At 64.2% G+C, this 12,055-nt stretch carries 6 protein-coding genes; all 6 read right to left on the bottom strand.

Annotated features, from left to right (window positions below; all coding sequences use genetic code 11):
• Window positions 1-159: 159 nt before the first annotated feature.
• The 6 genes from ACYCCG_RS25715 to recC all read right to left on the bottom strand — a co-directional run bounded on the left by ACYCCG_RS25715 (window position 160) and on the right by recC (window position 11,816).
• Window positions 160-651 (bottom strand): OmpA family protein, encoded by a 492-nt coding sequence (locus tag ACYCCG_RS25715; protein ID WP_339444711.1) that lies wholly within the window; start codon window positions 649-651, stop codon window positions 160-162.
• 4 nt (window positions 652-655) lie between these two features.
• The gene (locus tag ACYCCG_RS25710; RefSeq protein ID WP_459672267.1) at window positions 656-1,927 is read right to left on the bottom strand and encodes a diguanylate cyclase domain-containing protein; all 1,272 of its coding nucleotides are present in this window, start codon (window positions 1,925-1,927) and stop codon (window positions 656-658) included.
• Window positions 1,924-2,490, bottom strand: coding sequence for a YfiR family protein (locus ACYCCG_RS25705; protein ID WP_252461529.1), 567 nt, complete (start codon window positions 2,488-2,490; stop codon window positions 1,924-1,926). The genes ACYCCG_RS25710 and ACYCCG_RS25705 overlap by 4 nt, the downstream gene beginning before the upstream one ends.
• A 100-nt stretch (window positions 2,491-2,590) precedes the next feature.
• Window positions 2,591-4,666 (bottom strand): exodeoxyribonuclease V subunit alpha, encoded by a 2,076-nt coding sequence (recD, locus tag ACYCCG_RS25700; RefSeq protein WP_459672265.1) that lies wholly within the window; start codon window positions 4,664-4,666, stop codon window positions 2,591-2,593.
• Window positions 4,663-8,337, bottom strand: a complete 3,675-nt coding sequence (gene recB / locus ACYCCG_RS25695; protein ID WP_459672263.1) for an exodeoxyribonuclease V subunit beta — start codon at window positions 8,335-8,337, stop codon at window positions 4,663-4,665. The genes recD and recB overlap by 4 nt, the downstream gene beginning before the upstream one ends.
• Window positions 8,334-11,816 (bottom strand): exodeoxyribonuclease V subunit gamma, encoded by a 3,483-nt coding sequence (gene recC, locus ACYCCG_RS25690; protein WP_459672261.1) that lies wholly within the window; start codon window positions 11,814-11,816, stop codon window positions 8,334-8,336. The genes recB and recC overlap by 4 nt, the downstream gene beginning before the upstream one ends.
• Window positions 11,817-12,055: the final 239 nt, after the last annotated feature.

Genomic DNA, 12,055 nt, shown 5'->3' with positions numbered 1-12,055 from the left:
GTGCTTGTCTTTGGAAATGCGCAGGCCCATCAGTCACATATCCCCAGTGGGAGCGGGCTTGCCCGCGAACACCGGCGAAGCCGGTGCCAGACACCGCGTTGCCTGCTTCGCGGGCACGCCCGCTCCCACTGGAGATTGTGACTGCCCGTGCGGCGACGATCAGTAGGACGCTACCACGATGGACACCCGACGGTTCTCGGTACGCCCGGCGCTGGTGCGGTTGTCCGCCACCGGCTGGCTGCTGCCCAGGCCACGGCTCTGAATGTTCTGCGCCTGCATGCCAATCCCCACCAGTGCCTTGGTCACGCTTTGCGCGCGGCGCTCGGAAAGCTGCTGGTTGTATGCCGCCTTGCCCGACGAGTCGGCATGCCCGTCCACCCGCACGCCCTGGATACCAACGCCGAGCAGCGCCTTGCCGATGCGCTCGACAATCGCCTGGCTCTGGCCGTTGAGGCTGTCCAGATCGCTGCCAAACAGCACTTTGCCAGACAAGTCGTAGGCCCAACCTTCATCGGTCGGGGTGAAACCTTCGCGCTTTAGCACGGCAATCTGTTCTGGGGTAAGGCCCTTTTGGGGTGCGCTCTGGCACCCCGTCAGCGCCAGCAGGGCGAACAACAAGGCCCAAAGCGGGAATCGTAAAGCTTGCATCACGGGTTCAACTCCTGTTGCTGATTTCGTTGGCGGACCGTTCCGTCTGCGCCACTTGCCAATGGCCACGGCGTTTGCGCTTGGCCTGGTACATTGCCGCATCGGCGGCATTGAGAAGACTGGCGGGGTCAGCGCCGTCATCCGGGTAATAGGCAATACCGACACTCAGCGAGGTGGAGATACTGCGGCCACTGTCCAGTTGCACCGGCAGCTTCATGCTGGCGACGATCTTCTCGGCAATGTGTTCGGCGTCATTGCGCGAATGCAAAGGCGTCAACAGCACGGCAAACTCGTCGCCCCCCAGGCGCGCCACCAGGTCTTGCTCGCGCAGCTGGGCGCGCACACGTTCGGCCACGCTGATCAACACCTCGTCACCCACGGCGTGGCCGAGGGTGTCGTTGATCTGCTTGAAGTGGTCGCTGTCGAGGAACAGCACTGCCAGGTGGTCCTGCTGGCGCGCCGCATTTCGCACGCTGCGGCTCAGGCGCCCTTCAAAGAAGACGCGGTTGGGCAAGCCAGTCAGGCTGTCATGGCTGGCCTGGTGGGCCAGGGTCTGGTTTTCGCTCTGCAGGTGGCTATGCCACACCTCCAGTTCATCCAGCAGCGCATTGAAGTCGTTACCCAGCTCGTTGAGCTCGGCAATCGGCGCTTCTGGCACGCGCCGGTCGAAGCTGCGCTCACGGCGGGCGGCATGAGCGACACTGGCCAGGCCCCGCAGCGGGCGGGTGATATCGCTGAGCAGGCGCCGCGACAGATACTGGGCAGCCAAAGCGCTGAGGACCGTGCAGAACAGGATCCCGGCCAAGCCGCTGAGCAGGAACAGCAACAGGCTCCTGCCCTGGCCTGCCAGCTCGATGTGCCCCACCTGCTGGTTCTGGTGCACGATAGGCAGAATGACCGGCTCTTCCAGCAAGGCAGTGGCAACCTGCACCTCCAGCTGCGCGAGCATGCCGGTATTGTCGCGTTGCCAGTGCGCCAGTTGCTCGCCCTCGTTGTTGAAGACCTTGGCCTCGGCCACTTCTTCGGTACTGGCAATCAACGCCAGCGATTCATTGGCGGCGGCGCTGTCATCGAACACCACCGCCGCCTCTACGGTGTAGTTGATCGAGCGGGCGATCAACTGCAGGTTATGGTTGGCATAGACACGCAGGGCGAGCACGCCCAGCAGCGTGAGGGAAATACCCGCCAGGCCAACGGCAAGCAAGGCGACGCTAAGGTGGCCACGGCCCAGCACCGAGCGCAGGGTCGGGCGCACGGTACGCTTGCGGGGCTGCTTCATGGCTGCCCCGCCCGGCGCCGCGACAATTGCAGCACGCTAGGGTGAATGCGCACGCCAGAGCGTGCCACCGAGTCGAGATTGACCTCAAAGGCCACCTGCTGGTCGCTGACCCGCAGGCAGAACAGGCTGCCGACCGTGCATGGGTCATCCGCCTCGCTGATGCTCAGCACCGGGCGGCCGCCGATACGCTGGAACAGCCGATCGCGCTGGCCCTGGTCAAGCTTGCCGATGTAGATGGCATCGCAGGCTTGGGCGACCTGGGTGTCTTCTGCCAGCAGGCGCCGCACCTGCAGCGGGTGGCCAGACTCCTGGACATGGCCCTTGATGAGGTCGTCGGCGTACTCGGTCGGGCCGACCAGGCACAGACGCAAGGGGGAGGGTTCGACGGGCCAGCGCGCGTAACTGAAGATACCCAGTACTACCTGGGTGACAGCCTTGGCGCGTTGCTGTGCCTGGGCGGCAGTTGTACCGGGGTCTGCCTGGGCAGCGCCTGCAGAAAGGAACAGGACGGCCAGCAATAGCGAAAGCGCACAGCTTGTCACTCGCCTTGCGGCCACGTTCATGTGGGAAATCCCTTTAAGCCCCTTCCGATATCGGCGCAACGATAGCACATGGCCGCTTTATTGTATGAGCATGCGGCCACGTGTAATGGGTTTCATGGCCCTAGACCTGTTCGAGCATCAACCCGGAAATACGCCGTACTTTGCGCGCCACCGCTTCTTCGAAGATGCCTTGGCGTGGCTCAACCAGGCTGAAGCAGTGCTTGGCCCGAGTGATGCCGGTGTACACCAGTTCCTTGGTCAGCACCGGGTTGAGCGCATCCGGTAGCACCAGGGCAGTGTGGCTGAACTCCGAGCCCTGGGACTTGTGCACGGTCATGGCGAATACCGTTTCCACTTCGTTGAGCCGGCTCGGCAGAACGAACCGCACACCACCACTGCCATCGTTGCGCGGGAAGGCCACACGCAGCAGCGGCTGGCCATGCTCATCCGGCAGGCGCAGGGCAATGCCGATGTCACCGTTCATCAGACCCAGGCCGTAGTCGTTGCGGGTCACCAGCACCGGGCGCCCTTCGTACCAAGGCTGCTGGCTGTCGATCAGACCGGCATTGTGCAGCACCCGCGCCACCCGTTCATTCAGGCCATCAACCCCCCAGGCGCCCCGGCGCACCGCGCATAGCAACTGGAAGTCTTCGAAACTGCGCAACACCTTGCCCGCCCATTGCTCCCAGCCGGGGTCGTCAAAGCCGGTATCAAGTGCCGGCCGGTAACGGCCAAGGGTGCGCAGGTAGCTGCGGTAGCCTTGCGGGCCATCGGCCCCGCGGTTCAGGCCGTCGAGTAACAAGCGGTCGAAAGCACGATCCTGCTCGTGCTTGAGCGACAGGCTGTGCACGTCGGCAGGCGGCGTGGCCAGCAGGTTGCGCGCCGCGTGAGCATCCTGACGATTGACCAGTCTGGCCAGCTGGCCAATTCCGCTGCCTTCACCGAAACGCCGTGAAAACCGCAGCATCACCACCTGCTGGGCCAGCGGGTGACGCTGCTCATCGCCGGCCTTGAGGCCACTGCCGGCCAGCGACTCGCCACTGACCTGCTGAAGCCACGCTGCAGTCGCCGGTGAGTAAAAGCCCTCCTCAGCATCCCGGCACAGGTCACCCAGCACCGCGCCGGCCTCGACCGAGGCCAATTGGTCCTTGTCGCCCAGCAGCACCAGACGCGCCCGCGGCGGCAAGGCATCGAGCAGGTTAGCCATCATTTCCAGGTCGATCATCGACGCCTCGTCGACCACCAGCACATCCAACGGCAAGGGGTTGCCAGCATGATGGCGGAAGTGCCGCGAGCCCGGGCGGCTGCCGAGCAGGCGATGCACGGTGCTGACTTCAGTAGGGATTTGCCCGCGTACTTCGGCGCTGACTTGCAGGCGCTCGACTTGCTGGCCAATGGATTCGGTCAGGCGCGCAGCGGCCTTGCCGGTCGGTGCAGCCAGACGGATGCGCAGTGGCCTGCCCTGCTCCACTGCCGGTGCCTGCAGCAACGCCAGCAGGCGCACCACGGTGGTCGTCTTGCCAGTACCGGGGCCGCCAGTGATGATGCTGAAACCGGCACGGGTGGCCAAGGCACAGGCGAGCTTCTGCCAGTCCACCTGGCCAGCTGGCGCGCCGCCCTCGAACAGTTGCGCCAGGCGCTCTGGCAGGTCTGCAAGCGGTGCTTCGGCCTGACTCAGGCGCTGGCGCAAGGCATGGTCGATACGCCGTTCGTAACTCCAGTAACGGCGCAGGTAAAGGCGCTCGCCACTGCGTACCAGTGGCCGCGCTTGCTGGTCAGGCCTATCACCTGCGGCCACCAGCGGACTGGCGCTGATGCGCTGAAGCCAGGCATTCAAGTCAAGGTTGGCCAGCAGTTGCGATGGCAGTAGCAAAGGGCCGATCAGGGCGTCACCTTCCGGCGGCAACGACAGGGCGAAATCTGGCTCGGCCAAGGTTTGTTGCAGATCGAGGCAGACATGCCCGTGCCCCAGCTGGTGGCTGGCCAGCGCTGCCGCCAGCAATAGCAAGGGATCACCGCCAGGGGCGCGCTCTTCCAGGAACGACACGAATGCGCGGTCCAGGGCTCGTAGCCAGCCCCGCTCAACCCAGCGGTCGAGCAATTGCAGCAGGTCAGCGCTGTTGTGCTGTGGTGCCAGCGCCAGCAGGTGCTCTGCGTGCAACGGGGTGGGCAACAGGTCGACAAGGCTTCGGCTCATGGCGCAACTCCGGCAAACAGGTCCTGCTGTACCGGCGCGTGCTCGCCACGGAACAGCGCATCGAGGCTTTCGATCAGCTCACGCGGTGGCTTGGCGTGGTACACGCCGTGGCCGCTGCTGCTGGCACCGCGCAGGAAGATGAACAGGGCACCGCCTACATCACGGTCGTAATCGTAGTCCGCCAGACGCGCGCGCAACTGGCGGTGCAGGGCCAGCAGGTACAGCACATACTGCAGGTCGTAGCGATGCTCAAGAATCGCTTTTTCCATGGCCATGGCATCGTAGGCCTGGATATCCGCACCCAACCAGTTGGACTTGTAGTCGGTCACGTAGTAACGCCCGTCCAGCTCAAACGCCAGGTCGATGAACCCTTTGAACATGCCGTTGAGCACGGTCGGCTGCGCAGCCGGGCGTGCCAGACCGGGATGGGTGTGGCGTGCCACCAGGCGATCGAGTTGTTCTGCGTCGACCCGGTGGCTGGCGAACCAGAACTCCATTTCAATCTGGTAATGACGCAGCTGGCCCAGGGTTACGCTCTGGTCGCCGCCCGGCAGCGGCAACGCCTCGCCCAGCAAACGTTGCATCCAGTGGCTTAGGGTGGGGATCCAGCCGGCCCAGTCACGACGGTTGCAGCGCTGGCCAACGGTGCGCTCGATCAGCTGAGGGTTGCCGCTGACCTCGCTGAAGCCCTCCCGGCCCGCCCACTCCAGCAAACCATGGAGGAAGGTGCCGGGGTTAGGCCCCCGCGGGAAGCGATGTATATCGCCGCTGTCGGCAGGGACTTCACGCAACATCTGGGCATCGGCCACCTCGTCATCCAGCAGTTGCTGGGCCTGCGAGCTGTCGGCGCCGAGGGTCTGATCACCGACACGAAGGGCACTGTAGGAAGCGATCCACCAGTGCTCGGCAGCCGCACGACGTGGCCTGCGTGCTGGCAGCAGTTCACGTTCGGCGTGTGGCATGCGATACATCTGCTCGTGCGCCTGTGGCAAGCCTGGGCAAGTGATGTGCGGGCAACCTGCCGCCAAAGCCTGCAACCAGTCCGTCAGTTGCGCCGAGCCAGCCAAGGCAAGGCCGCCCCCCAGCAGGTAGCCAAAAGCCGAGCGGTGCAGCTGCGAGCTCTTCTGATTACCGCGCTTGAGGTCGGCGACACCCAGCCAGCAAGCATGCTGGGCGCGAGTCAGGGCCACGTAGAGCAGGCGCAGGTCTTCGGCCAGGCGCTCGTCGTCAGCGCGCTCGATCTGCTCCTTGTCAGGTGTAAGGGTGACATGGGCGTTACCTTCGCTGTCATGCCACGCCAGCGGCAGACGGCTGCCATCCACCGGTTTGCTGGTGCAGATGAATGGCAGGTAGACCAAGGGATATTCCAGGCCCTTGGATTTGTGGATGGTCACCACCTTGACCAACTGTTCGTCGCTCTCCAGGCGCAGGATCTGCTCTTCACCGGCCTGCCCGGAACTGGCCAGGTGCTCGGCCAGGTGGCGGATAAGCGCCTGTTCGCCGTCCAGTTCGCCAGCAGCCTGCTGCAGCAGCTCGGCCAGGTGCAGCAGGTTGGTCAGCACCCGCTCGCCATCACTGCGGCGGATCAGCGTGCGCGGTAGCTGGAAGTCATGCAGCAGGTGGCGCAACATCGGCAACACCCCCTGGCGCTGCCAGGTGTCGCGGTAAAGACGAAAACGCATCACCCAGCTCTCCCATACCCGCTCGTCCTGGTTAAGCCGGTCCAGCGCGGCCAGCGACAGGCCCAGTGTCAGGCTGGCCAGAGCAGCCTTGAGCAGGCGCTCCGAGTCAGGCTCGGCGCAGGCCTTGAGCCAGACCAGCAGGTCGTGGGCTTCCTGGGCGGCAAACACCGAGTCCTTGTCGGACAGGTACACACTGCGCACCTCGCGAGCGGCCAGTTCGGCGCGGACCATCTGCGCCTCATGGCCATCGCGCACCAGGATGGCGATGTCCGAGGGCAAGCAGGCGCGCAATTCGCCTTCGGCATTCTGGAAACCCGCCGTGCCCTGCTGGCCGCCATTGAGCAAGGCAACAATATGGCTGGCGCAACTGGCGGCCAGTTGCTGGCGGTAAACGCTGCTGGAGACTGGCTCTTCACTTTCCAACTGCCAACATTGCAGGGCTGCACTGACTTCACCGTCAATCAGCAGCTGTTCGCCCCGCCCCTTGGCGCGCACCTCGATGAATGGCAGCGGGTTGTCATCGGCCTCGCGGAACAGGAATGCACCCCGCCCCGCTTCACGCGCCTCGGCCTGCAGGAACACCTGGTTGACCGCCGCCACCATGGCTTTGCTGGAGCGGTAGTTGGTGTCCAGGCTGTGCAGGCGGCCGCTGGTGGCACGTCGCGCGGCAAGGTAGGTGTAGATGTCGGCACCCCGGAAGGCGTAGATCGCCTGCTTGGGGTCGCCGATCATGAACAGGCCGATTTCTGCGCGATTCTCGCTGATCTGGTAAATGCGCTCGAAAATACCGTACTGAACCGGGTCGGTGTCCTGGAATTCGTCGATCAGCGCTACCGGGAACTGCTCACGGATCAGGCTGGCCAGGCGCTCGCCGGCCTCGCTGGCGAGCGCCTGCTGCAAGCGCACGAGCATGTCGTCGAAGCCCATTTCTGCACGCCGGCGCTTCTCCACTTCGAAACGCGCCGATACCCAACTGGCCGCGTGCTCGAGCAGCGGTGCATCCGGGCTGTCCAGGGCCTGCAGTTGTTGCTGCAAGTGCTGCATGGCGTTGAGGGCTGGGTGCTCGGGAGGCTCTCCCTTCCATGCCTCGGCCATGCCCGCCGGGGTCAGCCGGGTAAAGCCGGTGCCCAAGTCGAGCTCTACCAGTTGCTCATCACTGGCCCAAGCGCAGAGCTTGTCGAACCAGGGCTCGAAGTAACGGGCTTGCATCTTGCGGCCGTCGACCTGCTTGGCAGCCAGCGCATCGCGGCAGATTTGCCGCAGCTCCTCGGCCCACTGCGCCCATGGCGCCTTGATCCGGGCCAACTGCGCGCCACGTTGCTGCAGCGACGCCTGGATCAATGCGGCGGGCTCTGGCCCATCCTGCTGGGCGCGCACACGGCCGAACAGCGGGCGAATGCGCGGCAGCAAGGCGTCGGGGCTCCCCCAGTTGCTGCGCACCCAGGCCAGTGGGTCACCTTGCATCCCATAGCAGAAGCGCCGCCAGTAATCGCGCATGACCTGGCCCAACAACTCGCTGTGGTCGGTTTCCAGGGTCTGGGTGAACAGGCTGCCGCTGTCGAAGGCATGCTCGCGCAGCATGCGCTGGCACCAGCCATGGATGGTCGATACCGCAGCCTCGTCCATCCACTGCACGGCGATTTCCAACCGGCCGGCGCAGCGCGGCCAAGTCTCTTGCGGATAATCGTCACGCAGTTGGTGCAACAGCGGATCAGCGCCTTCCAGCTCACCACGGAAGAACCGTGCGGCTTCAGCCAGGCGGGCGCGGATGCGCTCGCGCAGCTCTTTGGTGGCGGCGTCGGTGAAGGTCACCACGAGGATCTGCGGTGGCAGCAGCTCGCGCTCGAAGCCCTGCTCGCCACCGTGACCGAGGATCAGGCGCAGGTACAGCGCCGAAATGGTGAAGGTCTTGCCCGTGCCAGCGCTGGCCTCGATCAGCTGGCTACCGTGCAGAGGGAAACTCAGTGCCAGAGGACGGTCCTGGGTCATGCGCCTTTCTCCGGGTTGCCCAAGGTCTGCCAAGGGGCGGTGAACAACGGGCGGTACAAGGTTTCGCACCAGCCTTCAAACGTCTCGTCAGCGGTGAGTGCTGCAAAGTCCCGGAACTGGCGGGCCAGGGCAATGCTTTCACTTCGCTCGCCAAAGCTGGTGCGTTCGTCGCCTTCGTAGGCGCGAGCTGCTGCGGCCATTGCTTTATCGGCATCGTCCTGGGCCAACCAGGCGAATGCGGTCTTGGCCGCGACTGGCAACGGCGCATTCATTGCCGCCTGACGGGCCACCAACAGGTCGCCCAGCAGTTGCGCGGCCAGCGCTTGCGGCAGCGGTGCAAGCAACAGGGTCAGGTCACTGGCTACCAATGCACTGTTATAGGGGTAGCCCGCTGCACAGGCCGCCAGGTGCGTAACCCAGGGCGCAATGAGGCGGTGCCACTTGAGGTTGTTGCGCCCGGCACTGATGGTGTTGGGTACTGTGGTGATGCTGAGAAGGCTCTGATCTTCCGCCTGGAACACCCGGCCCAGCCAGCCCTCAAGTCGATGCTGACCGTGCTCGAAATGCACCGGCAAAGCGCCCTCGACCAGCTGTGGCCAGCGTTGCAGCAATTGCTGGTGACGTTGCAGCAGATCCGGCAGCGGTTCGATCAACTCGTTCTGCAGCAGTTCGCCGAAACCGGCTAGCGGCAGTAAACCGCAGGCCTGCAGGCGTCGGGCCTGGGCGCGCAAGGCCTGTTCGGCGTGGTCCGGTGCGGCCAAGGCGGCGCCAAGCAGGCTTTCACTGGCGCTGTAGCGTTGCAGGGTATCGAGGACGAAGGGCTCTTCGTCCGGGGTCGGCGCTTCCAGCGCCTCAAAGTACACCTTCAAGCGCTGGCTGAAGAAGTGCCGGACCGGGTGGCGCAAGAAATCATTCAGCTGGTGCAGACTGAGGGCTTCAGCGTCCTGATAAGGCGGCAGGCCCGGCTCGCTCTGCTCGTCTGCCTCACCCTGCTGGTGCAGCACCTGCCATTCATGGGCATAGCTGAACAGAGGACTGTCCTTCTGGAAGTACCGAGGGCTGAACGGCTGCAGCGGGTGTTCCTGGGTCAGTGCGTGCAACAGTTGCTCGCCCGGTTTCACTGGCTGCCCCTGCTGCGCGTCGGCCAAATGCCAGCCGGCAGCGATGTGATCGCGCAACTGGCCGATCAGCACCGAGGCCGGGCGTTCGCTGTTGTCGCGGATACTGCGCCCCACCCAGCTGACATACAGTTGGTCACGTGCAGACAGTAGCGCTTCAAGCAGCAGGTAACGGTCGTCTTCGCGGCGTGAGCGGTCACCGGGGCGGTAGTCGCTGGCCATCAGGTCGAAGTCCAGCGGTTGCTGCGCACGCGGGTAGTCGCCATCGTTCATGCCCAGCAGGCAGACCACCCTGAAAGGGATCGCGCGCATGGGCATGAGTGTGCAGAAGTTGACCGAGCCGGCGAGGAAACGTTGCGACAGCTTGCCCTGATCGAGGCCCGACAGCCAGGCTTCACGTACCACGGTAAGCGGTAGCGGGTCGTGCAGGCCGACGGTCTCGCATACCTCAAGCCAGCTATCGCGCAAATCCTGCAGTTGCATCAACAGGAATTCATCACCCTCGTCCTCGGCGAGGAAGAACACGTTCAGCAAAGCATGCAGTCGCTCGCCCCACTGGCTGACGGTAGCAGGCTCGGACAAGGCCTGGCAGGCGACTTCGAGCGCATCGAGCAACGCGACCAGCGGGCCGATCAGTGCCGCGTCCAGGCCACCGATTTCATCGTAGGGTTCAATGCCATCACAGGCCTCGCCTACCCCCACGGCATAACCCAACAGCATGCGGCGCAGGCCGAAACGCCAACTGTTCTGTTCAAGCCCGGCGGGCAAACCAAGGCTCGCCCGCTGCTCGGCGTCAATGCCCCAACGGATGCCAGCGCCCTCGATCCAGCGGTGCAGCGTGGGCAGGTCGTTTTCGCGAATGCCGAAGCGGGCGCGGACTGCCGGCACGTCCAGCAAGTCGAGCACTTCGCTGACCGCGAAGCGGCTGTCAGGCAGTTTGAGCAGGTGCTCAAGCGCGATCAGCAAAGGCTCGCGACCACGCTGGCCCTGGTCTGTCAGGGTGAACGGGATGTAGCGCGGGTCGTTGCGCTGCAACTGGCCAAAGACGGCGCGGATATGTGGCGCGTAAGTGTCGATGTCCGGCAGCATGACGATCACGTCGCGCGGGCGCAAAGTAGGGTCGGCGCTGAAGCGGGCCAACAGCTGGTCGTGGAGGATCTCCACTTCACGTTGCGGGCTGTGCGCGATATGGAAGCGGATCGAGCGGTCTTTTGTGGTGTCCACTGGCGGCCACAGTTCACGGCTCTCGGCGAGCGGGCGCAACTCCAGAATGTCGTCCTGCAGTTCGTTGAGCAGCGTGGTGGGTGAACCATCGCTGAACAGGTCGATGCGGCCGTCGCTGAACACGCCCTGGTAGCTGCCCGGGTCGTCATAGCTGTCGAGCAGGTTGATGTAGTCGCGGCCTTGTTTACCCCAGGCTGCCAGCAACGGATGGGCATGCTGGTGAAGTGTCTGGTCGTCCAGTTGCAAGGGCATGCCTTGCTTGCGTTGCTGGCGTTTGTACTGGTGGCGCAACAGGTCCTTGTCGGCGACGATATCGGCCCAGTGGTGGCGGCATGGGTTGTGTACGCATAACAGGACCTGACTGAAACGCGAAAGGCCTGCCAGCGCTTCCAGGGCCTGGGCCGGCAGCGAAGAGATACCGAACACGATCACCCTCGGTGGCAGCCCGGCAGGCGCCTGCTCCAGGCTGTTGATGCGCTCGATGAAGCGTTGGTGTACTCCGGCGCGGCTCTGTGCCATGCCTTGCTCGCCAACATCCTCCAGCAATGCTCGCCACAACTCGGCTTGCCAGCGGTTGCCTGGCGGCAGGACTTTGCGCTCGCCGCGGGCCGTGTTGATGACATGCTCGCCGGTGGCCCAGTCCTTGAGCCAATCGGCGCGGTAGACCTGGTACTGGTCGAACAGGTCGGCCAGGCGCTCGGCCAGCTGGTAGCGCTTGCGCAAGTCACTGTCGTCGGTGAGGAAGCGCCGCAGTGGCTCGAAGTGCGGGCGCTCGATGAGCGCTGGCAACAGGCGCATCAGACGCCAGGTCAGTGGTGCCTTGTCGAGCAGGGACACTTCGGGAATTTCGCTACGGCCAAGCACGCTGCGGTACAGCTGCCACATAAAGCTACCGGGCAGTTGCACATCGATTGCAGCGGCGATGCCGCAGCCGCCCAGGTCGTCTTCCTGCGGATCTTCAGCCAGGGCCAGCTTGAGCCATTGGGCGATACCATTGCTTTGCACCAGGGCAATTTCGTTTTCCAGAGGCGCCAGCGGGTAGCGACGCATCCAGCTCACTACCAGGCTACGCAGGTCGTCGAGGCGGTTGCCGTGGACGATCATGAAGCCAGGGTGGAGATGGGCGGTGTTGAGCATCGGAAGGTCTCTGGAGGCGCTGATGGCTGAGAGGGGAACGATATCATGCGTACATGAAACGGCCGAATGCCATCAGGCCGCGGGAGCGGGCGTGCCCGCTGGATTCGAGCAGGGCCAGATTTTTTGGCCCATAAAGACAAAACCCCTACCTGCATGCGCAGATAGGGGTTTTGCGAAATGAATCTTGACGATGACCTACTCTCACATGGGGAAACCCCACACTACCATCGGCGATGCAT

Source organism: Pseudomonas sp. VEM90 (assembly GCF_054611535.1).
This window is presented reverse-complemented; position numbering and strand designations above follow the sequence as displayed.

What these genes read in the sequence shown, in the direction of transcription:
- ACYCCG_RS25710 (WP_459672267.1), bottom strand. Translation starts at nt 1,927, where the DNA reads ATGAAGCAGCCCCGCAAGCGTACCGTGCGCCCGACCCTGCGCTCGGTG.
- recD (WP_459672265.1), bottom strand. Translation starts at nt 4,666, where the DNA reads ATGAGCCGAAGCCTTGTCGACCTGTTGCCCACCCCGTTGCACGCAGAG.
- recB (WP_459672263.1), bottom strand. Translation starts at nt 8,337, where the DNA reads ATGACCCAGGACCGTCCTCTGGCACTGAGTTTCCCTCTGCACGGTAGC.
- ACYCCG_RS25705 (WP_252461529.1), bottom strand. Translation starts at nt 2,490, where the DNA reads ATGAACGTGGCCGCAAGGCGAGTGACAAGCTGTGCGCTTTCGCTATTG.
- recC (WP_459672261.1), bottom strand. Translation starts at nt 11,816, where the DNA reads ATGCTCAACACCGCCCATCTCCACCCTGGCTTCATGATCGTCCACGGC.